Source organism: Sulfitobacter sp. L-8, from assembly GCF_056859255.1.
Window position 1 is genome coordinate 41,506 of the sequence record NZ_JBSXOD010000027.1, and the last position, 23,669, is coordinate 65,174.

The 23,669-nt window shown below is 56.0% G+C and carries 28 protein-coding genes; 8 read left to right on the plus strand and 20 right to left on the minus strand.

The window, feature by feature from the left end:
* Positions 1–137: 137 nt before the first annotated feature.
* The 14 genes from AC13DE_RS02135 to AC13DE_RS02200 all read right to left on the minus strand — a co-directional run bounded on the left by AC13DE_RS02135 (position 138) and on the right by AC13DE_RS02200 (position 8,601).
* Entirely contained in the window at positions 138–875 is a 738-nt protein-coding gene (locus AC13DE_RS02135) for a cytochrome c biogenesis CcdA family protein (RefSeq protein ID WP_446295928.1), read from the minus strand.
* 2 nt (positions 876–877) lie between these two features.
* A complete protein-coding gene (locus AC13DE_RS02140; protein ID WP_483046886.1) occupies positions 878–1,366 on the minus strand; it encodes a hypothetical protein in 489 nt (162 codons plus the stop codon).
* Complete coding sequence (locus AC13DE_RS02145; protein WP_483046887.1) at positions 1,363–2,058, minus strand: SCO family protein; 696 nt, start codon at positions 2,056–2,058, stop codon at positions 1,363–1,365. Before AC13DE_RS02145 ends, AC13DE_RS02140 begins: the two co-directional genes overlap by 4 nt.
* A 63-nt stretch (positions 2,059–2,121) precedes the next feature.
* Positions 2,122–2,424 (minus strand): hypothetical protein, encoded by a 303-nt coding sequence (locus AC13DE_RS02150; protein ID WP_446295931.1) that lies wholly within the window; start codon positions 2,422–2,424, stop codon positions 2,122–2,124.
* A 39-nt stretch (positions 2,425–2,463) separates the two neighbouring features.
* Positions 2,464–2,811 carry a hypothetical protein gene (locus tag AC13DE_RS02155; protein WP_446295932.1) on the minus strand — a complete coding sequence of 116 codons (348 nt, stop codon included), beginning with the start codon at positions 2,809–2,811 and terminating at the stop codon, positions 2,464–2,466.
* A complete protein-coding gene (locus AC13DE_RS02160; RefSeq protein ID WP_446295933.1) occupies positions 2,808–3,320 on the minus strand; it encodes a TlpA family protein disulfide reductase in 513 nt (170 codons plus the stop codon). Before AC13DE_RS02160 ends, AC13DE_RS02155 begins: the two co-directional genes overlap by 4 nt.
* Entirely contained in the window at positions 3,317–3,916 is a 600-nt protein-coding gene (locus tag AC13DE_RS02165; RefSeq protein WP_446295934.1) for a DsbE family thiol:disulfide interchange protein, read from the minus strand. The genes AC13DE_RS02160 and AC13DE_RS02165 overlap by 4 nt, the downstream gene beginning before the upstream one ends.
* Positions 3,913–4,341 (minus strand): c-type cytochrome, encoded by a 429-nt coding sequence (locus tag AC13DE_RS02170; protein ID WP_483046888.1) that lies wholly within the window; start codon positions 4,339–4,341, stop codon positions 3,913–3,915. The genes AC13DE_RS02165 and AC13DE_RS02170 overlap by 4 nt, the downstream gene beginning before the upstream one ends.
* 137 nt (positions 4,342–4,478) lie before the next feature.
* The gene (locus tag AC13DE_RS02175; protein ID WP_446295936.1) at positions 4,479–4,613 is read right to left on the minus strand and encodes a hypothetical protein; all 135 of its coding nucleotides are present in this window, start codon (positions 4,611–4,613) and stop codon (positions 4,479–4,481) included.
* Between the two features lie 66 nt (positions 4,614–4,679).
* Positions 4,680–5,135 carry a DUF411 domain-containing protein gene (locus tag AC13DE_RS02180; RefSeq protein WP_483046889.1) on the minus strand — a complete coding sequence of 152 codons (456 nt, stop codon included), beginning with the start codon at positions 5,133–5,135 and terminating at the stop codon, positions 4,680–4,682.
* Between the two features lie 37 nt (positions 5,136–5,172).
* Complete coding sequence (locus tag AC13DE_RS02185) at positions 5,173–6,603, minus strand: multicopper oxidase family protein (protein ID WP_483046890.1); 1,431 nt, start codon at positions 6,601–6,603, stop codon at positions 5,173–5,175.
* 87 nt (positions 6,604–6,690) lie between these two features.
* Positions 6,691–7,044, minus strand: coding sequence for a hypothetical protein (locus AC13DE_RS02190; RefSeq protein WP_483046891.1), 354 nt, complete (start codon positions 7,042–7,044; stop codon positions 6,691–6,693).
* A gap of 146 nt (positions 7,045–7,190) precedes the next feature.
* A complete protein-coding gene (locus tag AC13DE_RS02195; protein WP_483046892.1) occupies positions 7,191–7,940 on the minus strand; it encodes an SDR family NAD(P)-dependent oxidoreductase in 750 nt (249 codons plus the stop codon).
* A 61-nt stretch (positions 7,941–8,001) separates the two neighbouring features.
* Entirely contained in the window at positions 8,002–8,601 is a 600-nt protein-coding gene (locus AC13DE_RS02200; RefSeq protein WP_446314337.1) for a cytochrome b/b6 domain-containing protein, read from the minus strand.
* Positions 8,602–9,064: 463 nt separating this feature from the next.
* Between AC13DE_RS02200 and repA the strand changes: the two genes are divergently transcribed.
* From repA to repC, 3 genes are all read left to right on the plus strand, one after another.
* Positions 9,065–10,264: a plasmid partitioning protein RepA gene (gene repA, locus AC13DE_RS02205; RefSeq protein WP_446295942.1), complete on the plus strand. Its 1,200-nt coding sequence runs from the start codon at positions 9,065–9,067 to the stop codon at positions 10,262–10,264.
* On the plus strand, positions 10,264–11,232 hold the full coding sequence (repB, locus tag AC13DE_RS02210) for a plasmid partitioning protein RepB (RefSeq protein WP_483046893.1): 969 nt from the start codon (positions 10,264–10,266) through the stop codon (positions 11,230–11,232). The genes repA and repB overlap by 1 nt, the downstream gene beginning before the upstream one ends.
* A gap of 211 nt (positions 11,233–11,443) precedes the next feature.
* Complete coding sequence (repC, locus tag AC13DE_RS02215) at positions 11,444–12,532, plus strand: plasmid replication protein RepC (RefSeq protein WP_483046894.1); 1,089 nt, start codon at positions 11,444–11,446, stop codon at positions 12,530–12,532.
* 352 nt (positions 12,533–12,884) lie between these two features.
* Here repC and mntR read toward each other — a convergent pair whose 3' ends face one another.
* On the minus strand, positions 12,885–13,343 hold the full coding sequence (mntR, locus tag AC13DE_RS02220) for a manganese-binding transcriptional regulator MntR (protein ID WP_446314334.1): 459 nt from the start codon (positions 13,341–13,343) through the stop codon (positions 12,885–12,887).
* Positions 13,344–13,530: 187 nt separating this feature from the next.
* On the opposite strand from mntR, the gene AC13DE_RS02225 reads away from it, so the two are divergent.
* A complete protein-coding gene (locus AC13DE_RS02225; protein WP_446314333.1) occupies positions 13,531–14,817 on the plus strand; it encodes an Nramp family divalent metal transporter in 1,287 nt (428 codons plus the stop codon).
* Between the two features lie 177 nt (positions 14,818–14,994).
* On the opposite strand, the gene gspD is transcribed toward AC13DE_RS02225, so the two are convergent.
* The 5 genes from gspD to gspG form a co-directional block, all read right to left on the minus strand.
* The gene (gspD, locus tag AC13DE_RS02230; RefSeq protein ID WP_446306043.1) at positions 14,995–16,860 is read right to left on the minus strand and encodes a type II secretion system secretin GspD; all 1,866 of its coding nucleotides are present in this window, start codon (positions 16,858–16,860) and stop codon (positions 14,995–14,997) included.
* 65 nt (positions 16,861–16,925) lie between these two features.
* Complete coding sequence (locus AC13DE_RS02235; protein WP_483046895.1) at positions 16,926–17,804, minus strand: type II secretion system protein N; 879 nt, start codon at positions 17,802–17,804, stop codon at positions 16,926–16,928.
* The gene (gspI, locus tag AC13DE_RS02240; protein ID WP_483046896.1) at positions 17,801–18,184 is read right to left on the minus strand and encodes a type II secretion system minor pseudopilin GspI; all 384 of its coding nucleotides are present in this window, start codon (positions 18,182–18,184) and stop codon (positions 17,801–17,803) included. Before gspI ends, AC13DE_RS02235 begins: the two co-directional genes overlap by 4 nt.
* Positions 18,181–18,720 carry a type II secretion system protein gene (locus tag AC13DE_RS02245; protein WP_483046897.1) on the minus strand — a complete coding sequence of 180 codons (540 nt, stop codon included), beginning with the start codon at positions 18,718–18,720 and terminating at the stop codon, positions 18,181–18,183. Before AC13DE_RS02245 ends, gspI begins: the two co-directional genes overlap by 4 nt.
* Positions 18,717–19,238 (minus strand): type II secretion system major pseudopilin GspG, encoded by a 522-nt coding sequence (gspG, locus tag AC13DE_RS02250; protein WP_483046898.1) that lies wholly within the window; start codon positions 19,236–19,238, stop codon positions 18,717–18,719. The genes AC13DE_RS02245 and gspG overlap by 4 nt, the downstream gene beginning before the upstream one ends.
* Before the next feature lie 44 nt (positions 19,239–19,282).
* Between gspG and gspL the strand changes: the two genes are divergently transcribed.
* Genes gspL through AC13DE_RS02270 form a run of 4 tightly spaced genes read left to right on the plus strand, consistent with a single transcriptional unit; the run spans position 19,283 to position 23,663 of the window.
* Entirely contained in the window at positions 19,283–20,488 is a 1,206-nt protein-coding gene (gspL, locus tag AC13DE_RS02255) for a type II secretion system protein GspL (RefSeq protein WP_483046899.1), read from the plus strand.
* Positions 20,485–20,943, plus strand: a complete 459-nt coding sequence (gene gspM / locus AC13DE_RS02260; protein ID WP_483046900.1) for a type II secretion system protein GspM — start codon at positions 20,485–20,487, stop codon at positions 20,941–20,943. The genes gspL and gspM overlap by 4 nt, the downstream gene beginning before the upstream one ends.
* Positions 20,940–22,442: a GspE/PulE family protein gene (locus AC13DE_RS02265; RefSeq protein WP_483046901.1), complete on the plus strand. Its 1,503-nt coding sequence runs from the start codon at positions 20,940–20,942 to the stop codon at positions 22,440–22,442. Before gspM ends, AC13DE_RS02265 begins: the two co-directional genes overlap by 4 nt.
* Positions 22,443–22,445: 3 nt before the next feature.
* Positions 22,446–23,663 carry a type II secretion system F family protein gene (locus AC13DE_RS02270; RefSeq protein ID WP_483046902.1) on the plus strand — a complete coding sequence of 406 codons (1,218 nt, stop codon included), beginning with the start codon at positions 22,446–22,448 and terminating at the stop codon, positions 23,661–23,663.
* The last annotated feature ends 6 nt before the right edge of the window (positions 23,664–23,669 follow it).

Here is a 23,669-nt window from a genome sequence, read left to right on the forward strand (position 1 = left end):
ACGGATAGAAAAAGAAATTCGCGAACTATCCAGAAAAAACGGGATTTTCCGACACAGTTGTTCGGGATGTTCTGTTTTCTCAGATAGACGGCATTACGTTGATTTCAGGAAGGTATCATCGTGCCCTCCGGCAATGGTCAACCGATCGAGGCAAGAAAAGGAAAGGTTCCCAACAGCCAATACGCAAGTCGTGACAATTGGCCCGTCATGATTGCCAGCCCCATAAGAACCATAGCTATCCCTGCCCCCTTATACAGCCAGCGCCCGGCCTTGCCGATCTCGCGAACGCGCGATGCAATGGCATCGGTAAACAGCGCAGCCAGAAGAAACGGCACGCCCAGACCGGCAGAATAGATCGCCAGCAACCAGATACCGTCAGTCATTCCCCCCGAGGTTGAGCTAAGCGTCAAAATCGCGCCAAGGATGGGTCCGATACACGGGGTCCATCCGAATGCGAAAGCAAGACCCAGGACATATGCCCCCAAAGGGCGACCTCCCGGAATGTTCAGATCAGGTCGTGTGTCGCGGGTAAGCGCGGGGATACGGAAAACGCCCAGCATGACGAGCCCGAACAAGATTATGATTGCGCCGCCCAGATAGTTCAGTTCAGTCCGCCACGTCAGCAAAAGCGTACCAAGCGCACTGGCACTGGCACCCAACGCAATGAAGACGGTCGAGAACCCCAATACAAAGCAGGTGCTTAACCCCAATGCCCCGGCGCGGGCGCGCAATCCGACGTTGCGCGTGGTACGCAGCCCGGGCTGTCCGGCAATATACGAGACATACCCCGGCACCAGCGGCAGCACACAAGGTGAAAGAAAGGAAATAGCGCCAGCCAGAAAAGCCGCCAAAATACCTATGCCCGATAAATCCATTGCTAGACCTCTTTTGTTTTATACGGAATTGCGGCCCACCAAAACGCGGCGAGTGGAATAACTATCCATTGCAGCAGCGGCGTCAGGCCGGCGTCCAAGATCGGCACGATAGGCATGAGGTCTGAATAAGCCCAAGCTTCACGTATCACGATATTCAACCATTCACTGAAAATCGTGTACCCAAGACCGATACTGACCGCAAGTAACTGAACCAGGTGGCGCGACCGCACATTGTAAGGCCAGCCCTGGCCCGCAAGCATCAACGCAAGCATCAACGCGCTCATTGCGATCAGGATATCACCACCAGTGCAATGGAAAGCAGCAAAGATAATTTCGCTCCATGTGCCCTCGGTCCAGATCGTGTACAGAGGCATATGAGCAAATTCCCAAATCAGATTGGCGGGAATGATAACAGCGAAGTAACGTCGCAGCGCCCCCAGGGAAAGTTGGGCGTCAGTGCGCATCAATTCGCTAGCTTTCATAGCAGTCATCGAAAGGCACCGGTCAGCCAGTCAAACCATCCGCGTTCACGCTGACGGTGTTGCGCATTGTTGATAAGCTCACTGACGTACAAGACAAGATTGACGTTCTTGAAATTCATTCCGTGAAACTTTCCGGCGAAACGTCCTCCGATATCAATCACATGGGTAACTGCCGCATGCATCATCATGTCGGTATCTTCGGTCATTGTGAATTCCAGCCCGTATTCCCGGGCAAGACGCCGCGTCGCATCCTCAGACTGTCCCGCCGCGGTCGTCAGAAACACCCAGTTCTGGGTATCAAGCCCATGTACTTCGGGGTAGGCCTGCAAAATTTCAGAGGTATCGTTGGCCGGGTCGGTAGTGATCGCAATAAACTGCACCATGTCCTTCATGGGGCCTTCGTTAATCGCGCTTTGGATCTCCGAAATCTTTTGCGAATGAAGTGGGCAGACGTCATTACATCCCGCATAGATGAAATACAGCACAACGATCTTGTCGTTATAGTCCGAAAGACGCACCAGTTTACCCTGCGCATCCTGCAATTCAAAGGCAGGTGCCGAAGGTTCATCGATACGCTGAAAGTAGTCCTCCATCTCCATCATGCGCGCGTCAAGGTTTTCGCCGGGATGGTTAGAAAAAGCGGGGGTAGCAGCAAGTGCGGCCAGAGCCGCCAAAGCGGAACGCCGTGTCAGGTTAGTCAATATACCGTGTCCTTCAACAAAGTGCCCCTGCCGACCAGGTAGCCGGCAGGAACATGGTCGCGTTCAACCGTCGGATTTTTCCGACTTCATGTTTCCGCTTTCCATCATCTTGTTCATGTTGGCCATCATTTTGGTGCATTCGGCCATCATCGGCTTCATTTCCGACATCATCGACATCATGCCCATCATGTCGCCGTTCATGGTGCCATCTTTCATCATGCTGCCGTCCATCTTGCCGTCTTTCATGGTTCCGTCGCTTTGGGTCATCTTGCTATGATCCATCGCGGGCTTTTCTTCGGCATTTACGGCGAAGCCGCCGGTCGCGAATGCAGTGGCAACTGCGATTAGTCCAAGTGTCTTTTTCATCGGGTCACTCCTTGCGTTAATATACGTTGGTTTGAAAGGTTATTCACTTGATGAGGTGTGGGTCGATTTTCCACACCCCTTGCCTGTGCCACCCTTCATGCACAGACCTAGCCCACACATCGCAGCACACGGTGCCAGCGATATGAGGATTGGAGCAAGGCCGACGGCTGTCAGCCACCCCCAATTGAGCGCCATACCCCCACCGAGAAGGGTCGCGGCACTGGCGAAAATCACGCGTTTTCGGGTCATCCATGCCGGCCATACAGATGTAGCCGAGGCGTCGGCGGGTGCGTTCGTCAACGATCCTTCGATCGTCTGGCGGCCATCTTCGTTGAATAGCCCAGAGACCGATCCGCGCAACGACATCTGGCTGCTCGTAGCGTTCATTCGATAAACCCTTCCAAAAACGACACCATCTCTGGGTCATCCCATTCCGCTGGACCTACAAGGCGCCCCAATTCTTCTCCCTTTGCGTTGATCAGCAAAGTGGTTGGCAGGCCCACGGTACGCAACGCTGTCGCCGACAGCATGGTTTTATCAACATACATGTTTAAATGCTTCACGCCGATCTCGTCAAAGAACCGCCGCACAGCCGGAACGCCGGCGCGGTCGATAGACAGGGCTACGACCTCGAATTTATCACTCCCGAGCTTGTCTTCAAGCGCATCGAGTGTCGGCATTTCCTCGCGGCAAGGCACGCACCAAGTTGCCCAGATGTTCAATAGCAACACCTTGCCTTGAAACGATTCCATATCCAGCTTCGTGCCGTCCTCCGTAACGAAACGAACGTTGGCGATAGGCTGAGCCGCATCGTGCAGTGCAAACCCTTGCGGGGCAGCCACGGCGGCGGTCGACCAGCCCACCAGCAACGCGAATGCCAGTTTGATAAAATTCATTGTGTCGCCTCCTTGGCGGTAGAAGAAGATTTTAGCTCGCGCACCACACGCATGAGCGTGTTTTGCAAAATATCGTCCGTTAACGGCCCGACATGCCTGTAGGCGATCGTGCCATCGGCAGCGATGACATAGGTTTCAGGCACGCCGTATACGCCCCATTCGATTCCGGCACGACCGTCGCGGTCGGCCCCGATACGGGTATATGGATCGCCCAGTTCATCCAGCCATGCCCGTGCCTGTTCTGGTGGGTCCTTATAGTTGATGCCATAAATCGGTACCTCGCCCGTGGCACCCAGTGCGACAAACAGCGGGTGTTCGGCGCGACACGGAACACACCACGACGCAAATACATTGACCAATGATACATGTCCGGCCAGGTCTTGCGTCGATAGCCCCTCTGCGCGGCCAAGAACGGGGGGCAACGAGAATTCGGGCACAGGTTTGTTCACCATCGTCGATGGCAGCGTTTCATCGCTGTTGAATAGCCCCCAAGCAAAAAGCGCCAGTAACGCAAAGGCAATCGCGGGAACGATTGCCAGTGTGGTCAACCGAAAACCGGGCTTCTCGCGCCGCTCGGGGGGGTCAAGATCGGTCATTTACGCGCCTCTTCGTCGCCTTGCGTTATCTTTGCCTGCGCATCGCGTGCGCGCGCCGGCCAAGTGCTTTTTATGTAGTCCAGTATCGCGATAACTTCTTCGTCCGAAAGAACATCGCCAAAACCGGGCATGTCGCTTTCGTACCCACCTCCGACAATCGCCGCCGTGCCGCGGTTCACAATGTCGACCAACACCCTGTCGGGATGGTGCCAAGTGTGCCCGGATTCGTCATGCGGGGGTGCCGGCAATCTGCCATTGGGCAACCGAATTTTCCAGTCCGCTTGGCCTTCCAAGTTGCTACCATGGCAGCTTGCGCAATTTTCCTGATAAAGCGCCTTGCCACTGGCCAACCGCGCATCCTGGGCCGAAACCGTTCCAGCTAAGCCTGTCAGCATGAAGGCTAGGACACTTATATATTTGATCATCTCGCTTCCTAAATTTCCCTATCGCCGACGCGCAGCGAAACCGTTGAGGCCGCACCCGAAAGAACACTCTATGTTACAGTCCCGCGCTCACTAGCCTGCCGCCCGTTCAGTTGCGCAATGGGCACCTGTCAGGGGCACTATTTGCTGTCGTCAGAACGTATGTACTTTAACAACGCGATCACCCCCAGAAACAACACCGTGATGGTCAACAACCAGACTAATCCCATGCCGATCATCATTCCGCCACCCATCATTCCATTTTCCATAAACATACACTTCATCCTTTATCCAACCTTAAGATTATCCCGGCACGTGTCCGTGCCGGGATAATCGTGGCGTCATTCCACAGCATAGACTGTTGGCTCTGCCCCGGCTTTGACCGCCAGAATCTCGAACGGCTTTTGCTTTGCACCGCCCATTCCCGGGGAACCCATCGGCATGCCGGGAAGCGTGATCCCCGTTATTTCTGGTTTTTCAGTCAGCATCTTGTTCACCACCTCGACCGGCACGTGTCCGCTGACCACGTAATCACCCAAAAACGCGGTATGACATCCCTGGATCTTTTCCGAAATGCCCGCTTCTTCACTGATTTGCGTCAATTCATGCGTAGGCTTGACCTCAACAGTGTACCCGTTTTCGCGAAGGTAGTCTGCATAGTTCTCGCAGCACCCGCACTGTGGGTTTTTGTAAAGCGTGACTGTTTCGGCTTTTGCCGGAGCAGCGTTCAGACTGATCGCAAGCACAGCGGCGGCACCGGCAGAGGCAAGGCTGGTAATTCCTAGTATCTTTTTCATTTCTTCATCCTTCTATTTAACGTCTGTTGGTTAGGCTTCAAACAGCAGAGGAAACACGGACAACGCCCATCATTCCCGCCGACTGATGTTCAAGAATATGGCAGTGGAACATCCAATCACCGGGGTTGTCCGCGACAAAGGCGATGTCGACCCGTTCTTGGGGGGCCATCATCACGGTGTCTTGCCATTCGTTGTACTTTGTTGGCTGGCCGTTCCGGGCAATCACGCGAAAGCTATGGCCGTGAAAGTGGATCGGATGCGCCCATCTGGTTCTGTTTTCCATCTCGAACACGTGAGATGTTCCCAAAGGCAGCGTTAGCAATGGATCCTTGATCGGTCCCTTTTCTGCTTTGCCGTTGATGAACCACATGTTGCCGTCGCGCATTTGCTCCATCATGTTGGCCATGCCCGCGCCCATCATCATTTGGCCCATCATGCCGCCGTTGAATACAATCTGATGGCGCGTCGCCGCGGCAAGATCAGGTTCAGTGAGAGGGTTTGGGGCAAGCGCGATCGGCCAGTCCGGAACCGTGCTGCGCAAGGGCTCGCTCGCGTAGGTGAGATCAATCAACCGATATTCGAGGTCCTTATAGAACACATCGGCAACCGAAACTGTGTCACCGGGCTTACCCGTCATATCGATCACAAGATCGATGCGCATCGCTGGCCCCAAGACAATGACGCCGCTTTCCGGGGCATGCGGGGTTACCGGTTGTCCATCCATGGCAATTATCATTGGTGACAGGTCACCAAAATCCAGGCCGAATATACGCGCGTTTGCGGCATTAACCAGACGCAGGCGAACCCTCTCTCCGGCGCGGATCTCCATAGGTTCGGGGACCTTACCGTTGATCGTCACCGCATTTCCGACTCGTCCGCCATGCACAGCATCATGGCGACTGTCAAAATCGTCGGAGATCTGGCCGTTCTTGGTCATGCGCCAATCGTCCAGCATCCAGGTCAGGTCGCGATCAACCCTGATGGGGTCAACTTCTTCGACGATCAACGGACCGTATAACCCACGCCCGACCTGTTCAGAGCTGCGGTGATGGGGATGATACCAGAACGTGCCTGCATCAAGCACATCGAACTCGTACAGGAATTCTTGGCCCGCCGCTATCGGGTCTTGCGTCAAGAAAGGCACGCCATCCATCGCATTGGGTGTGCGTATCCCATGCCAATGCACCGTAGTTGGATCATCCAATCCGTTCTGTGCCAAAACGCGCAGGCGATCACCTTGCCGCACCCGGATTTCAGCGCCTGGCACTGTCCCGTTATAGTTCCATACCTGTGTCGGGCTATAGGGCACAGGCCGCAACATCGCAGTGCCTTTACCCGCACGAAGAATGAAAGGGTCAGGCGTTGTGGCAGCCAAGGCCAGTCGCCCGGGCGATAGCATGGCCAAACCACCCACGGCAGCACTGGCACCCAGCATCCTGCGGCGTGTAAGTCGTTGTTCAAATTTCATTGTCTATTTGCCTCAATCTGAAAGGATCACCCGTCGCCGCCATACCGAGGGCAACGGTCAAGGCCTGCACAAAGCAAGCCCAAGTTATCAGACAGAATTTCTAGGCGGAAACGGATCAAGTGACGGGCTGGTACCGGGGGGCACGGTCGGGTCAGCGACCATCAGAATTTTTTCATATGTACCGGCAACTGTTGCAATAGACACTTCGTTCAAAATCGCGGCGGAACCGCTTGCCCCACACGGCACCGGTCCCCCGCTTTCGCAGGCTGCACCATTGACGATATCACGCGAAATGCACCCATCGCACTTATCCTGCGCACCCCGTTCCGTATCCATCTGTGACATAGACGCGCCCACCGTGTCGGCCGGCGATACGTCCGGCGCGACGGTAACCCCAAAGCTTAGGGCCAGAATCAGGATCAGGCGATAAACGAAATTCATAAGCCCTAGATGGAACCTTCCAGCAGGGGGAGGTCAATAACCATTATGTCACTTGCGCGTGATCGTCTGCCATCTCTCGCGTTTCCGTGCAAAACCGGCCCGCCATCTCGATCGCGCCCCTCCACGTCCCACACAATCGATCAGCTTTACATCAAGGGAGGGTTATTCGTTGATTTAAAACGGAAAACACGCAAAAAGCGTTCTCTGCCTGCCTCGCGTTCATCAACCATTCTCCGACCGCGTGGGATGACATTCATATCGGGGCCTGAGACAAAGCGGCGCATCTGTTTTTTGCTGACGCTGATCGCGGGTGGTTGCGTAAACGCCGATGACGTCTGGGTTGGGGCAATCATTTCTACGTCAACCCCATATTTTCTGCCTTCGCGCGCCATAAGGTGCACGGTACGCGCCAGCCCATGCTTGGCCAGATTATTCGTAAGCTCGATCGCTGTAGTACCTTGGACACAAGGTGGTTGAACCACCAACACCCTGCCCTGGCCAGAGATATCCATATAAGGCAAGCAGGTTTGCATTGCGACACGCGCAGTCCCCAAGTGGCGCGACAACCGGGACTTCCACGCGTCAAACGGTATATTCCGTCGGTCACAGGCTGTACCGATCTCGGTAACAAGAACGAATACACTGATCTTGCCATAGTGCCCCTTCACCATTTCGAATACGGTATGCAGATTTTCCTCGTCTGCGATGTCCAGTCTTTTCGGCAAAAGCCGGCTGGTCGCGCCGGGCAGAAGGTCGGCTGCTGTTCTTTGGGCTCGGGTCAAGAGCGGATCGGTGATCACGACATTTGCACCTTGGACAATATAATGCTTGGCGATGGCTCGGCCGATCTTGCTAGCGGCCCCTACGATAAGGCAGGTCTGTCGAGCATGATCCATTTCGTATCCTCTGGGTAGCATGGGACCAGACCGGGAATGGGGCCCCGGTCTGGTGCCGGTGTCACCCCTGCTGTTTCAACGACCACATTTCACGTAAACTGAGCTGGCTGGTTACATGGTGAATCAACGCGATCCCTGCATGTCCGATCAGATATGCCCACACCACGTTGGCCAGCCCCATGTGGAAAAACATCACCACACCGACCAGTCCTCCGGCATCCGGATCACCATTATTTATGAAGTAATACACGGTCCCGGTCAGCGCCATTGTCAGGATCAGCAACAACCCCAATCCGTGAATGGCGTGGGCAATCGCTGACGTTTCATCAATATGCGGCAGCTTCATTTGCTTGATCGCGCCCAAGCTCCCGCGAATATCGCTCCAAAGCGTGGAAAGGCGGGATTTGGAAAACCACGGGAACAGCTCTCCTATCGTGGTGCCGGATTTACGTGACATCACGACCAGCCAAAACAGCAAGGCAAAGCCAAAACTTGCGAGACCAGAATATTCATGTATTTCAAAATAGATATTGGCGGTTTCACCGGGTGCATCGGGCACGAACACAAGACTGGTCAACAACTGCACGATAACCCCAAGCGCAAGCCCCATATGAGCCAGCCGTGTCAGGCGGGTGTGTCTGAGCGGGAGGGTGGTCTCCATTTACTATCTCCTAATTAAAATACCCTTCCCACCTAGAGAGATTAAATTGCTTCGATTTTGCTTACACATTACAGATAATCAATCTTGACCCGCCTATACGCGGCCTATGAAGCATGCCTGCCCGCTGACGGCGCAAGTTCGCTCGGAATCATTTATAGCTTCGCAAGAAAATCGCGCACTGGCGCGCGGTTAGCTACGGCTGACGCAGCAGCTTAGCAAATTTGCAAAGCCGTGCCCATCATTCGTAAACTACTTTTTTAATATATATATCAATATGTTAAGCGGTTTGCTTTACCAGCGCTACTGTAGGTGCTGTGGATAACTTTTCCACCATATCTAGATTCTTCTTGCTGGAATTGCATGTTCATGGCATTTGTCATTCTGACGGCAAACCTCGTCAGGTAGCTATTTGATCGTCAGAATGACAAAGAGCCTTCGAAAAGGCCAAGAGAGGCAGCAGAATATGGATGACCGTACCGCTGAAATGATGCAAGGGATAGGCTCAACCGACATCGGGGCCTTTGCCGACAATTTGGCAGAATCGCTTGATCGGCAGATGAAAATTGCATTCGAGCCCGAGCAACGAAAATCCCTTCGGCGCTTCAGTTCAACCGAGGTCGCGAGCGTACTCAGGGTCAGTACGTCGAACCTGCGCAATCGGCACAAGGACGGTAGTTTTCCCGAGGTTCACACCGATAATCGGGGACACAGATTTTATACGGCCGAGGAAGTAGACACTCTGCGCGACATCCTAGGTCGCACAGGAAAGAACGCGGACGCTTATCGTCCCGGGCGTCGCGATGATGACCGCCTTCAGGTTGTGTCGGTCGTCAACTTCAAGGGTGGATCCTCCAAAACGACGGCGACGATACACCTTGCACAGCGATTTGCTTTGCGCGGGTATCGTGTTCTCGTACTCGATCTGGATCCGCAGGCCAGCCTGACCACTTTCTTTGGCTTCCGCCCCGAGCTGGAGTTCGCCGACGGGGGCACCATCTACGATGCTTTGCGATACGAGGATCAGGTGCCTCTCTCAGAAGTCATCCAGAAGACCTATTTTCACAAACTGGACATGGTTCCGGCAGGATTGATGCTGTCCGAGTATGAAACTGAAACAGCAAATGCGCTCGCCCGCAGGGCACAGCCTATTTTCGCAGAACGTCTGGCTTTGGCGCTCGAAGAAGTCGATGCTGACTATGACATCGTTCTGATAGATTGCCCGCCTCAACTGGGCTTTTTGACATTGACAGCATTGTCTGCATCAACCGGCCTTCTTGTCACTGTCGTCCCCGGTATGCTCGACATTGCGTCCATGAGCCAGTTTCTCAAGCTGGCTTCCGAGACCATCAAGGCCGTCGAAGAAGCCATCGGCAGGCGCGTCACATGGGACTTCGTGAAATTCTTGGTCACACGATATGAACCCTCGGACGGCCCACAGACACAGATGGCCGGATATCTCCGGTCAATTCTCGCAGGGCAGGTCATGACCGAACCCATGCTTAAATCGACCGCGATCTCTGATGCAGGCATGACGCAGCAGACCCTCTATGAGGTCGATCCGAACCAGCTTATCCGAAAGACGCTCGACCGGGCACTTACCAGCGTGAACAGCGTCGCGGACGAACTAGAGCAGACGATTCAAATGGCATGGGGGCGTCGCTGATGGCCCGCAACATCTTTAATCAGCCTGCGAAAGACACCGCCCAAACCGCGGCGCAGCCCCCTGCCCCGGCGAAGTCATCAAAACTTCCCGGTTCTGTTGGAGGGTTGCGTGATTCACTGCGCGAGATCACGGCCAATTCAATCCGGGACATCGATGTTGACCAAATTGACATGGACGGCCTGCGTGATCGACTTGTGCTGGAAGACAGCAGTATAGATGAACTGGCTGACAGCATCCGCAAACACGGCCAACAAGTGCCGATCATGGTCCGCCCGTCGGACCAACCAGAGCGGTACCGTATCGTCTATGGGCGCCGCCGCCTCGCGGCCATCCGCAAAGTCGGCGGAACAGTCAAAGCGATCGTGCGAACGTTGGACGACGATGCTTCCCTGATCGCACAAGGCCAAGAGAACAACCTGAGACTCGACCCATCATTCATTGAAAAGTCTATATTTATCAAGGAAATGCAGGAAGCAGGATATAAACCGGGCGTCATCCAGGATGCTTTGGGCCTTACACGACAAGGCGTGTCAAATCATCGCGTCGTGCTCGAGCAGCTGCCCGACGAACTTATCCGCCTCATTGGGCCGGCCCATGGCGTCGGTCGGCGCCAATGGGGCGATTTAGCGGTGTTGGCCCAGAAAACGAGCTTGGTGGACATCGCAAAGGAAACGCTTTCTTCGATGAAAAAGGATCTGCCAAGCCCCGAAAGGTTTCAGGCTGTCTTCAACGCCGCTTCCACCAAGGCCCGCGGTGCCGCTAAGCGAAAGACCCAAAACCAGTCCAGCGTGGTGAAAGACGAAAGCGGCGCGCCACTTGCCATGCTTGCCAGCGATGGCCGAGCCGTCGCAATCAAGATCACCCGCAAGGACAACCCGGAATTCGGCCAATGGGTCGAAGACAATGCCGAGGCAGTGCTTCGCCAGATCTTCGACCAGTGGCGGAATAAAAGAGGCCCGGGGCACTGACCCCGGAATACAACTAGAAACGCGAGCAAAAGGAGAGAAACGAAGACTAAAAAGAAAAGAGCCCCCCAAGGTTTCCCCCAGAGAGCCCTCATCATCAGCTTTGCACCTATGATGTAGCAATCTTCAATAAACTGGTCAAGAGTCACCGATTCGGTGAACGTCTTTTTATTGCCTATTCACGCGCGCATGTGCGGGAATGGACGGGGAAGTTATGGGCAAGGCGGTCTTCGTTCATAAACCCATGGCATTCACAAAATTGTCCGTCAAACGCCAAAAGGCCCACCTACCCCGTGATGAAACAGCTTCAGCGGCAGAACTTGACGTCTGGACCATCTTCAGGGCTCTCAGAGACTCTCACACTCAGTTTGGTCTTCGCCCAAGTCACATGCAAACACTGCAAGCATTGCTCAGTTTTCTTAAACCTGGCCACGGCGAAGTCGTGTTTGCTTCCAACGCCGAGATCTGCCGCCGCGTCGGAGGTATCGATGAACGGACGCTTCGCAGACATATTGACCGCTTTCTCGTGCTCGGCTTCATAACACGCCAGGACAGTCCCAACCGAAAGCGGTATCGCGTGCGTTCCTCTGACGGCCAGAGCATTAGCTACGGGCTTACCCTCTCACCTTTGTTCGAACGCGCAGACGAACTCCTGGCCATCGCTCAAAAGCTCGAAAACATGCGCCGTGACTGCATCTTTATTCGCAAGCAAATCCTGACAAAACTTGCCCATCTAGAGGAAACCAATCCAGATAACGTCTTCACTTCAACAGTCAGAAAAGCGCTAAGAAGGAAGTTGTCCATCGCTGAATATCGCTCCCTTCTCTCCGAAACAGAGAGTGAATACCGTCTGTTGTCCACCGCGGTGGACGCGCCAAAAACAGCCTTTCTGCCCGCCAACGACGGGCAAGCTGACCGGCATCTATCTAAGTCAGAAAAAGAAGATAAAGATATAAAGACAGTAGATAACGACAACAAACCTGAAGTGCAGACTTTGACTTCCGTGTGCAGGGAGGCGACAGCTTTCGCGCCCAAGGGGCTAACCACTTGGAAAGACGTGGAGCGTCATGCTGAAACCTTGGCACCGATGATGGGAATTCACGCATCCACGTTCGACAAGGCCAAGATAGCCATCGGCCCTCAAAAAGCATCTTGCGCAATTTTCATTATGCTTCAGCTAGGCAAACGCATTCGAAACTTTGGAGCATACTTTCATAGCATAACGCTTGGCAAACGGGTGCATCAGTTCGATCCCATCGTATTGCTACAAAGGCTAGCAAACATCGAAAACGCAACAGCATAGTGTCCACCGCGGTGGACATTCATCAACCGTCTGGAAAAATACCGCTATGAAGAGCAGCAAGATCGTCAGCCTACCGACGGAGCTAGCAAGTGGAGCAAATAACAATTGTCAGGGGAGTTCGTCCGATCCTCGTTCAAGGAGTGTGCATTCTACACGCTCTTGCCAAGCCACTTCGATGGACGAGCGGACAATTCGGAGTTTGAAGAAACGCTCCATAGGCGCGCTAACCCGCTGCCATGATTTGATTGCTAAACACATAACGCACAGGGCAGGGTATCCCAAGCCAGCAGCGTTAAACCTGAAAGAATAAAACTGCTCAGTTCTTTCCTACTGCACTTCGTTCACCGGCGTTCTACGATCTTAAGTCTGTCTGGCTCTTCTTCAGAAACGCTTCAAATGCCCGCAATGTCCGCTGCGATACGTGATGCTCAATCCCTTCGGCGTCGCGTTCGGCATAGTCAGCAGGAACGCCAAGAGCGACGAGCAAATCGACAACTGTCCTGTGGCGGTCCCGCACGCGTTCCGCGAGTTTCGCTCCTTCGTCAGTCAGAAACACACCACGGTAAGGGCGCGACGTAGCCAACCCTTCGCGTTTTAACCGAGCGACGGTTTTGGTCGCGGTGGGGTGGGCCACGCCCATTCGCTCTGCAATATCTGCAACCCGCGCTTCGCCATGCGCAGTAATAAGATCGCCGATCAGCTCAACATAGTCTTCCAACAATGCACGCGATTGAACTTCGCGCGCGCGGGCGAACCTGCCAGCCTGTTCAGCGGGCGGAACCTGAATTGCAGATGCCTTCGGTTCATTCATTGGCCTCTCCGGTTTCTTCAATGTCGAGCATAGCAGAATTGTCATGACGGTAACACTTTGAAGCCAAGGATAATAACTCATCCAGAAGAAACCAACCGGTTATTGGGTGACCACAAATAACAGCAATCAAGCCTATTGCCATAAGTATAGCCAAGGCTATATCTTGCAGTGAAAGGACAGGGACCCGATGACAAGTAGCGAGCGCACCAGAAAGAGCATGGCCGATGTCCTCTCCGGCGAGCATCGCAGCCCATTCAGCCGTTTCCTGTTCGTGGGCCCCGCGGTCATCGCGTCGATCGCGTATATGGATCCGGGCAACTATGCCACCAACATCCAAGCGGGCGCGGGATACGGATATCAGCTGCTCTGGGTGGTGCTGATGGCCAATCTCATCGCCATGCTGTTCCAAGCGCTGTCAGCGCGTTTAGGGATCGTGACCGGAAAGAACCTGGCCGAACTGTCGCGGGATCAGTTTCCCACGCCCGTTGTGTGGGGAATGTGGGCGGTCAGCGAAGTCGCTGCCATGGCCACGGACCTTGCCGAGTTTCTCGGCGGTGCTATCGGGCTTTCGCTGCTTTTCGATTTGCCCCTGATCTGGGGTATGGCCGTGACGGCGATCGTTACTTATGGGATCTTGATTTTCGAGCGTTACGGCTTTCGCACGATGGAGCTTATCATCGGCACGATGGTCGCAATCATCGGGCTCAGCTATCTTGTCGAGCTTTTGATTGCACCGGTGGATTGGGGTTCGGCTGCAAGGGGGCTGGTTACCCCGGTGTTGCCGAACGGATCTGCATTGGCCATCGCGGTCGGTATCATCGGCGCTACCGTGATGCCGCATGCGATATTTCTGCATTCCGGCCTGACCCAAAATCGTGTCGCGATCCGGCATGAAGATGACCGCCGCAGAGTGCTGCGTTATTCCAATATCGAGGTCGTCGTGGCGCTTGCGGTCGCGGGCATGGTCAATATGGCGATGGTAATCATGGCGGCCAGTGCATTCAATCAGGGTCACAGCGGCGTTGCTGAAATCGAGACAGCTTATGTCCTGCTGACACCGCTGCTTGGCACGGCAGCAGCCTCTGTCTTTCTGGTTTCGCTGATCACCTCCGGGATATCCAGCTCGGTCGTCGGCACCATGGCCGGGCAGATGATCATGCAGGGTTTCCTGCACTTCCGGGTACCGATCTGGTTGCGCAGATTGCTTACCATGTTGCCAGCCTTTGGTGTGGTGGCTATGGGCTATAACGCCACTGATGCGCTGGTAATGTCGCAGGTCGTTCTGTCAATTGCACTGCCGGTGCCAATGATCGCGCTGATTATTTTCACGTCTCGACAGGATGTCATGGGGCCCTACGCTAACGGGCGGATCGTGCGGCTGCTGTCATACGTCGGGGCGGCTGCTGTTCTCGGTCTGAACTTTGTGCTGCTTGTCACCACATTTGGTGTACCGGTCCCATTTCTGGAAGGATAACGCCCAAAACCCGCACGGGGCCTCGGCGTGGCGTCCAGAAGGGCAGGGGGGCATCGCTTATCGACCTGGGGCAGCATCGCCGACTTAAATCCCCGCACGCAGTCCTGCGCCTTCGTCAAGGCGTCTTGCACGTACTTTCAATGCTACCGTGGCGACGAAGCGCTAAGCCCACACTGTTCAGTACAGCCCGTCAATCTCTAGCGGTAGCTTTCTGACCTTTTCCTGCTTCAGAATGCTTCGGGGCTGAACGGCGGTTTCAGCGCTTTGGGCGCGGCGATAGCGCGTTTCAGCAGCTTTTTCCAGGTCAGCGCGGGTCAACATGATCGTAGGACGCAAAAAGACAAACAGGGTGCGTTTGTTGCGACTATCGTTCCGGCTTTTAAACAGGCCGCCCAGAACTGGAACATCCCCCAGTACAGGGACTTTTTGGTTACTTTGCAGTCTGTCGTCAGTGATAAGGCCACCGAGAACCACAGTACCGCCGTTTTCGGCCAGAACGGTGGTATTGATGACGCGCCGGTTGGTCACAAGGTCGGCGGCACCTGTAACAGCCTGATTGGTAAGCGATGACACTTCCTGTTCAATCTCAAGTTGCACCACCCCGCCTGCGGTAATGCGTGGTTTGACAACCATGGTGATACCGACATCTTCGCGTTTGATCACTTCGGTGACATTCCCGCCATCGGTGGTCACCCGTCCGGTGCGGAAAGGCACATTTTGGCCAACCACGATTGTGGCCGATTGGTTGTCCATGGTGGTCACGGAAGGGGTGGAGAGCAGATTGGCGCTTGTCGACGTGTTCAGGGCTTGGATCAGCGCACCGAAATTATCCGAAGCCAACCCGACCGAAAGCCCCGTGGAAAGAGCCGCAGCATTGCTTTGACCCAATGCGACCAGAATATTCTGAAGTGCGCCACCCCCATTGCCAAAAGACGTGGCGGCGATGGCACCGGTCTGTGAATTTTCGCCAATGCCAAGCTGCACCCCCAAACGTTCAGCGATGTCGCCAGACACTTCTACGATTGCGGCTTCGATCATCACCTGGGGCCGTCGCACATCCAGAGCCTTGATCAGCTGCGACACTTCCGCAAGTTGCCGTTGCGTACCGCGCACAATGACTGAATTGGTCTCGATCGAGGCCTGTACAGACACCGGTGAAATCGGGGCGGCTTCGGGTCCGGCGGCAAACGTTTGCGTATCAGGGTTGGCCGGGTCTTCGCCGACGCTGGCAGCGACTGGATTGGTTAAGTCCGTAGAGCCTGTCAGGGTGTTTCGTACCAGATCTGCTACGATGGACGCTTCGCCGAATTGGAGCCGGTAGATTGAGGTGCTTACAGTTTCGCTTTGTGCGACCCTCGGAGAGGTGTCCATGGCCCGCGCCAAGCTTCTGATTTGCGAAATGTCCCGTTGGGTGCCACGGACCAACAATACATTCGAATTTGCATCAACCGACAGCCTTGCCCCTGTACCGGCAGCCCCGAGCACTTCGGAAATCGCGGCCGCCACTGTTCCGGCTTCGGCATATGTGAAGCGTATAACCTCCGCGTCCATCTCTGCCTCGCCATCGAATGTGGTGGCAATGGCAACGATGCGGTCAACGTTTGCCAACGTGTCTGTGATAACTATCGCGTTCGGATCTTCGATCGCTTCGATATATCCAGCCTCGTCAATCAACGGTCGCAAAACTCGGACCGCTTCTGTCGATGGTAAACGATTCAGCCGCAGCAACCTGGTCACCACGTCTTGGCTCCCGGGGATGACAAGCTTTTGCGGGCTGCCCTTGGTCCGTGCGTCAAGTTCGGGGACGATTTGCCACACAGACCCTGTTTCGACGGCTGCAAACCCACGGACCCGCAAAATCGACTGGAACAGGGCCCAAACCCCTTCGCGATCAAGCGGCTGTTTCGAAACAACAGTTACTTCGCCGGTGAGGTTCGGATCTAGGACAAGGGTGCGCCCGGTGATGTCCGACACCTGTTCCGCCAGCAAGCTGATCTCAGCGCCGCGCAGATTGATCACGAATGTCTCTTGCGCCAGTGCCATCTGAGGACGACCCAGGGCGATCGCCCCGAGGATGACAAACACGAGGAGGGAGGGCAGACGACTATTCATCGTAAGGGGAATGACAAGACGAACGTCTTATCATCTCTGACAACTTCCAGTCGTGCCACACCCGAGGCGGCAACTTCATCGAAAAATTTGCGGTCTTCTTCTGTGTTTCCCACTGTCTGCCCATTTACTCTTGCAACAAGGTCGCCGGCCTTTAAGCCGGCAAGTTTTACGCCTGGATCGTGAGTTTCGTCGACGATATAGCCTTTCTCGGTCGGAAGCAGACCAATTTCGTCTAAAACCTGATTGGGATTGCGAATGATGCGCTCGCGCCACATGCTGATGTATTCTTCGGTGGTTTCCGGGGGCGGGGGATCCTCAATCTCAATCGAACCGGACCCGACGGAAAGCGCTGCCTGCAAACGGTCTAGATTGCTAAGGGGCGTCGGGCCGGCAGGAACGTCGCCAGCGGAAAGATCAGCGACATCCGCATTCGGGAAACCCAGTATTTGACGTACGCCGTCTACGTCCAAAACCACGTGCCGGTCGTTAATCTCGATCAACGTTGCTTTACCGGCGATGCTGTCGCCAATTGCGTATCGCAATGTGGTACCGTCTGTTGCGATCAGTGCAAAGGAAAGCGATGGGTCGGATTGCTGCAGGATGCCGCGCAACGCCAGATCAAGTGTTGTCTTCTCTGGAGCCTGTGTCACTTGCTGGTCCGGTTTGGCGCTGCCAAAAGGGGCCAGCGCGACCGCTGACACAAGATCGACCGATGCAGGGGCAACGGATGGGGATGTGGCAACAAAGGAAACTTCGGCAGTTTTGTCGGAGGTTTGTCCCATGATGTGCCAAAAGACCGGCCCCGCAGCAATGCCAAGCGAAGCGGTGATGCATAGCGCGAAAACGGGTGTCACAAATCGGAACGGAGACTTCATTGCGGGACCTGCAGACCATTGTCGGCTTTGTCGATGAAGCCTGTGAGCTTGAACAGATCACGATTATTCGGAGACAGCGCAACGGCTATTTCAACCCTTTGCAGATCGGGGTCTTCGGTTTCCAAGCGAGAGACCACGACGCCCCACTGCCGCCCCAGCATATCAACAACATCTGGCTGTGGCACTCCGATACGCAAGGCGGCCAGCCGATTATCAGCTACCCACCTCGCCACCGTGCGGCTTTCGATATCCGATATGCGGCTGACATGCGTTTGGGTCGCGGTCAAAAGCGATACCGCCCCGACGGCGAGCACGGCAAGCGCAACCAACACCTCAAGCAGGGTAAATCCGGCCTCGGTATTGTTGGTTGCGCGATTCATGGCTGGGATCTATCCGTTTTTTTTTGTGACCGCGCCGAAACACCATCGAAACGCACCTCCCAGGTGTCTTTTGACCCGACGATGGCGATTTGCAACGGGACGGGGCTGTTGGTGGCGGGGTCTGTGACTGAGGGCAACATATCCGACCGGATCAGATACCGGCCGCGCGTCTGTCCCAACACTGAAATCGCTGCGGCGCGGTCCAGCAGATGCGGCGCAGCGAGAATGCCGTCAGGATGCGCGGCCCAGGCACCATCTTGCAAGCCGACAAAGGAATAGCTTTTGTCATCCCAGGTAAACCCTGCCGGCGTCCCGTTCAACGCGGCGCTGTCGGCCGCGCGTTCGAGCCTGACGGATAAAAGCGTCGCCTCCCGCTCAAGTACATCAGCACTGCGCGCACCCCCAGAAACGCTTAGCCCCAAAACAGAGGCCATGACGCCGATAATGGCCAGAACGACCAATATTTCAACCAGGGTCATCCCCGCGTCTTTGCGGCGATTTGCCGGCCTTGGGGGTGCAGTGCCTATGTCGGTCATCCGTCTATCGGTGTGCTGGTGTTGGAAATATCGGCATCAACCCCGGTGCCGCCGATTGCCCCGTCGGCACCAAGCGATATCAGATCGAAATTCGACGTGGTTCCCGGTGATCGATACACATAGGCATTGCCCCATGGGTCTGTGGGATCTTCGGGGAGATAACCGCCTTGCACCCAATTGGATGGCTCGGGCGGGGAGGTTGGCCTGCGCACCAGGGCACCCAGACCTTGCGATGTCGTGGGATAGGCACGGTTGTCCAGACGGTAAAGTTCAAGCGCGCTTGCGATCGCCCGGATGTCGGTTTTGGCCACGGCGACACGCGCTTCGTTCGGGCGGCCGATGACATTGGGAACAATCATCGCGGCAACCAGTGCAATAATAACCAGCACCACCATCATTTCGATGAGTGTGACACCAGATTCCGGGTGGCGTTTTAGATGACGGGCAGCCCGTGTTCTCAGTACCGAAAGACAAACTTCCTTCATCAATATTGCGCCCTCGCCGAAACTCTTTATCATTTTAAAACGTACCTATTTTATTGGGTCACAATGAAGGAATTCTATTGAAAAATCGGCCCTCGCACAATGATGAAACCTTGCAAAAGGTGCACATAAACGAGCAGCAAACCGCTGAAATCCACCCGGATCGGGTGGGATCAAAAGGCGTGTCTCAAAACCCCCGATTTTCGGCGGACCCCCGATCAGATTTTGCTGTTTCATTGTGTGACGCACTGGCCGAATCTTCTCAGGTTTCGCCGCTAATTTTGCCCGGCGAACAGGTTTCGCTGATGGCCACCGTCCTGCCGTTGCGCGGCACACGTGCCAAGCGTGCTGCATTGCCGTTCGCGCTTGAGGATCGGATCAGCGCGCCGCTCGAGGATATTCACATCGCGCTTTGTCGGACACTGGACAAGCCTGATCAGGTGCTTGCTGCGGTCGTGGATCGAAACATCATGCAGGCCGCCGTAAATGCCGGTGATCGTCCGGTCCTGCCAGAGACATTCGCGCTGCCCGCGCCGGTCAGTGTGGATGACAGCCCCGTTTGGGCCGTATGGCTGAGCGGGGCGCGTGCGTTGGTGCGCGTTTCGGACGGTACCGGATTCATCATCGACGTCACCATGTTGCCGCTGATCTGGCAGCAGGCAGGTAAGCCGCCGATCAAGAGCTATGGCGATCGCTTGCCTGATACCATCGTCGCGGGTTCGTATGCACCACAGCCCCCAAAGCCTGACCCTAAAGACCTGGGCGTTGATCTGAGGCAAGGCGCGTTCGCCCCCAAGGCCACCGATTGGACGCGGCACCTGAAGCGCGTCGCGTCAATCGCCGCCCTCGGGTTGATTGGGCATCTTGGTATCGTGATCGCGGATACCGTCGCGTTGACGCGGATTGCTGATCGCGAACGCGCAGCGGCGCAGGCTGCAATTGATACCATGCTTCCCGGCATCATTGTCACTCCGGATGTTCAACCTATCCTGCGCCGGCTTGCACCTGTCGACACGCCCCCGAAGGGCGGTGCATTCCTCCCGATGCTAGAGGATCTGTCCGCAGCCCTGCTCGATGTCGATAGCCAGATCACGTTTCGCCGCATGATCTTTGCCGACAACCCCGCGCGGTTGACGATCTTGGTTGAAGTGCCCGGGCTGGACGACCTTCAACAGGCGGAAGGTTTGCTGCGCGCCAGCGGATTCAGGGTGACCAGCGGTGCCGCAACGGCCTCGGCGGGGGGGGCGGAAGCCGAATTCGTTGTAACGAAGGGGGCCCCGGAATGAACGCGTTTCACCGTCTGTCGCGCCGCGAAAAGGTATTGGTGCTTGTCGCTCTGCCACTGGTGGCGCTGTTCGCCGGATATCGTTTTGTGTGGGTACCGCTGAATGAAGCACGACTGATGGCACGCGCTGAAATCCGGGAATATCAAACCTTGATCGAAGCGGCCGAGAACTTGGGAAACCGGCCCGCGGAGAGGGAATCCGTCGCTGTCGTCACGGTACCGCTGGCAACCCGCATCACCGAAAGCGCTGAACTTGCCGGGGTGCTCGTGCGGCGGCTTGAGCCAGAAGGCGCGGTTGTGCGGGTCTCTTTGGATGATGCGCCCTATGAGACGGTTGTCAACTGGGTCGCCAAGATGGAATCCGACGCGGCCATCGCGCTTGTCGCGATTGAGTTGGACCGCAGAACTGCACCCGGCATCGTGGCCGCACGCCTGACCTTGGAGAACGCGGAATGAGCCTCGACGACGCACCAAACTTTCCGCGCCTCGGCTACGGTTTTGCCAAGTCAAACGGCGTTATTTTGATGGTGGATTCACCGGATGGCCGATTGGGTTGCCACTTTCGCCCCGGCGCAACCGTCGACGCGTTGATGGAAGCACAGCGCAGGGCTGATCAACCCATTGTCTTTGTACCGATCGAAGCCGAAGCTTTCGAGGCCGCGTTAGGTCGCGTTTACCGCGACAGTGCATCCGAGGCCGCAGAGGCGGCAGCCGGGGACGACCTGAATGCGCTTGCCGATACGGCCGCAGCGGTCGACGATCTGCTGGATCAAAATGACGATGCCCCGGTGGTCCGGCTGATCAACGCGCTTTTGCTCGAGGCGGTCAAGGAAGGTGCGTCGGACGTTCACATCGAAACGGAAGAGCGCCGTTTGATCGTGCGGTTCCGGGTTGATGGCGTCCTGCGCGAGGTGATCGAACCCAAGCGCGCTTTGGCCGGGCTTCTGGTCAGCCGGATCAAGGTGATGGGCAAATTGGATATCGCGGAAAAGCGGCAACCCCAAGACGGGCGCGTCAGCTTGCGCGTCGGGGGGTATGACCTTGACGTGCGCGTGTCCACCATTCCGTCGCAGTTTGGTGAACGGGTCGTGCTGCGGCTGTTGGATCGAAGCCAGACGCAACGCGGCATCAGCCATCTGGGGATGAGCACGCGAGATCGCGAAACCTTTGAACGCATCCTTGCGCGCCCGGATGGACTGTTACTGGTGACAGGGCCGACAGGGTCCGGTAAAACGACGTCGCTGTACGCAGCACTTGGGCGGCTGAACGATCGGTCGCGGAATATAATGACCGTCGAAGATCCGATTGAATATTCGATGGATGGTGTGGGACAGATGCAAGTCAACACCAAGACCGGCCTGACATTTGCGCGCGGGCTGCGCGCGATCTTGCGGCAAGATCCCGATGTCGTGATGGTGGGCGAAATTCGCGATCGCGAAACCGCACAGATCGCCGTTGAAAGCGCGATGACAGGCCACCTTGTGCTTTCGACCCTTCACACCAACACGGCTATCGGTGCGGTTTCAAGATTAGTAGAGATGGGTGTGGAACGGTTTTTGTTGGCCCCGATGCTGCGGGGATTGGTTGCGCAACGTTTGGTACGTCGCGTCTGCCCGGATTGCGCGGCACCACACGTCATTACCGAAAGCGAAAGCGCCCTGTTGTCGGGGGCGATTTCAGCCGGCGAAACGGTTCAACGCGGTATCGGCTGCGATGCCTGCCAAAATCAGGGTTTCAAGGGCCGGCTGCCGATCTACGAAATTATCGAAGTTGATCGAGAGCTTGAAAGGTTGATCCACGAGGGTGCATCGGAGGCGACCTTGCAAGATCGTGCCCGTGCTAAAGCGCCCGGTATTCTGGCAGATGGTGTCGATAAACTTCGGCAAGGCAAGACCACGGTCGAGGAAGTTGCCCGGGCGGTCCGTGATGACATCGTGCTACCGGATATGGCTTAAGATATGGCAGCGTTTTCCTATAAGGCGGTTGATAAGTCAGGGACTGGAAGCACCGGCCTGATCGAAGCGTCAAGCGCAAGCGCGGCGCGGCAGGAGCTGCGCGCACGCGCATTGTTACCGATATCTGTCGAACCGACGCGCAAGGGTCTCTCTGGCGCTTCGGTGTTTGCAAGCGGGCGCAGCAAGGCCATCGGAGGGAGAGCGCTGACCGTGGTTACCCGGCAGCTGGCGACGTTGATCGGTGCGGGGGTGCGTATCGAGGACGCGTTAAAGACTGTCGCGGATCAGGCGAGCAACGCGAAAGTGGCAGCGTTGATGTTGACGTTGCGCGCCGACGTCCTCGACGGGCAGGGGCTTGCTCCTGCGCTTGATGCACATCCCCACATCTTTGGCGCGTTCTACCGTGCATCGGTCAAGGCCGGGGAAACGTCGGGCCGGTTGGGCGACGTGATGGATCATCTGGCCGATTTTGTCGAGACCCGGTCAAAGAACCGCCAGACAGTGCAGCTTGCCCTGCTATATCCGGCGATCTTGGCTCTGGTCTCTTTAGGGGTGATCGTTGCGCTGTTGGTCTATGTGGTGCCAGATATTGTCAAAGTCTTTACCTCCCGCGGGGCCGAACTGCCGTTGTTGACCCGCAGCCTGATTGCGGTCAGTGACTTTGTCGCGAATTACGGACTGATTGTTCTGGGTGCCGTATTGGGACTTGTCGCGTTGGGGGCATGGTTGCTCAGGCGTCCAAGCGCGCGCATGCGCTTTGATCAATGGACTGCGCAGGCCTGGCCGATGCGGCATTTCGTGTTGAAGTCCAATGCTACGCAGTTTGCGGGTACCCTGGCCACCCTGACGGTCAGCCGGGTACCGCTTTCGGAAGCGTTGGAAGCGGCCGGTGACACGATCGGCAACCGCTATATCCAAGCCAAGGCGCGGGCTGTAGGCGCGCGGGTTCGCGAGGGCACGGCGCTGTCAAAGGCGATGCATCAGGCGGCAGTTTTTCCGCCCTTGCTGGTCGCGATGGTGGCCAGCGGCGAGGCCGGTGGCACACTGGGTGCAAGCCTGACGCGCGCCGCTGCGGATCAGGCACGCGATCTTGACGCCCTCGTGTCGGCGCTGGTGGCGTTGGTCGAACCCGCAGTGCTTTTATTGATGGGCGGTGTGGTGATGTTGTTGGTCCTGTCGATACTGCTGCCCATCGTCAATCTGAACAATTTGGTGATTTGATGTGGC

Coding starts and splice junctions, on each gene's coding strand:
- AC13DE_RS02135 (WP_446295928.1), bottom strand. CDS start 875: ATGGATTTATCGGGCATAGGTATTTTGGCGGCTTTTCTGGCTGGCGCT.
- AC13DE_RS02140 (WP_483046886.1), bottom strand. CDS start 1,366: ATGACTGCTATGAAAGCTAGCGAATTGATGCGCACTGACGCCCAACTT.
- AC13DE_RS02150 (WP_446295931.1), bottom strand. CDS start 2,424: ATGAAAAAGACACTTGGACTAATCGCAGTTGCCACTGCATTCGCGACC.
- AC13DE_RS02155 (WP_446295932.1), bottom strand. CDS start 2,811: ATGAACGCTACGAGCAGCCAGATGTCGTTGCGCGGATCGGTCTCTGGG.
- AC13DE_RS02160 (WP_446295933.1), bottom strand. CDS start 3,320: ATGAATTTTATCAAACTGGCATTCGCGTTGCTGGTGGGCTGGTCGACC.
- AC13DE_RS02165 (WP_446295934.1), bottom strand. CDS start 3,916: ATGACCGATCTTGACCCCCCCGAGCGGCGCGAGAAGCCCGGTTTTCGG.
- AC13DE_RS02170 (WP_483046888.1), bottom strand. CDS start 4,341: ATGATCAAATATATAAGTGTCCTAGCCTTCATGCTGACAGGCTTAGCT.
- AC13DE_RS02175 (WP_446295936.1), bottom strand. CDS start 4,613: ATGTTTATGGAAAATGGAATGATGGGTGGCGGAATGATGATCGGCATG.
- AC13DE_RS02180 (WP_483046889.1), bottom strand. CDS start 5,135: ATGAAAAAGATACTAGGAATTACCAGCCTTGCCTCTGCCGGTGCCGCC.
- AC13DE_RS02185 (WP_483046890.1), bottom strand. CDS start 6,603: ATGAAATTTGAACAACGACTTACACGCCGCAGGATGCTGGGTGCCAGT.
- AC13DE_RS02190 (WP_483046891.1), bottom strand. CDS start 7,044: ATGAATTTCGTTTATCGCCTGATCCTGATTCTGGCCCTAAGCTTTGGG.
- AC13DE_RS02195 (WP_483046892.1), bottom strand. CDS start 7,940: ATGGATCATGCTCGACAGACCTGCCTTATCGTAGGGGCCGCTAGCAAG.
- AC13DE_RS02200 (WP_446314337.1), bottom strand. CDS start 8,601: ATGGAGACCACCCTCCCGCTCAGACACACCCGCCTGACACGGCTGGCT.
- repA (WP_446295942.1), top strand. CDS start 9,065: ATGGATGACCGTACCGCTGAAATGATGCAAGGGATAGGCTCAACCGAC.
- repB (WP_483046893.1), top strand. CDS start 10,264: ATGGCCCGCAACATCTTTAATCAGCCTGCGAAAGACACCGCCCAAACC.
- repC (WP_483046894.1), top strand. CDS start 11,444: ATGGGCAAGGCGGTCTTCGTTCATAAACCCATGGCATTCACAAAATTG.
- mntR (WP_446314334.1), bottom strand. CDS start 13,343: ATGAATGAACCGAAGGCATCTGCAATTCAGGTTCCGCCCGCTGAACAG.
- AC13DE_RS02225 (WP_446314333.1), top strand. CDS start 13,531: ATGACAAGTAGCGAGCGCACCAGAAAGAGCATGGCCGATGTCCTCTCC.
- gspD (WP_446306043.1), bottom strand. CDS start 16,860: ATGGCACTGGCGCAAGAGACATTCGTGATCAATCTGCGCGGCGCTGAG.
- AC13DE_RS02235 (WP_483046895.1), bottom strand. CDS start 17,804: ATGAAGTCTCCGTTCCGATTTGTGACACCCGTTTTCGCGCTATGCATC.
- gspI (WP_483046896.1), bottom strand. CDS start 18,184: ATGAATCGCGCAACCAACAATACCGAGGCCGGATTTACCCTGCTTGAG.
- AC13DE_RS02245 (WP_483046897.1), bottom strand. CDS start 18,720: ATGACCGACATAGGCACTGCACCCCCAAGGCCGGCAAATCGCCGCAAA.
- gspG (WP_483046898.1), bottom strand. CDS start 19,238: ATGATAAAGAGTTTCGGCGAGGGCGCAATATTGATGAAGGAAGTTTGT.
- gspM (WP_483046900.1), top strand. CDS start 20,485: ATGAACGCGTTTCACCGTCTGTCGCGCCGCGAAAAGGTATTGGTGCTT.
- AC13DE_RS02265 (WP_483046901.1), top strand. CDS start 20,940: ATGAGCCTCGACGACGCACCAAACTTTCCGCGCCTCGGCTACGGTTTT.
- AC13DE_RS02270 (WP_483046902.1), top strand. CDS start 22,446: ATGGCAGCGTTTTCCTATAAGGCGGTTGATAAGTCAGGGACTGGAAGC.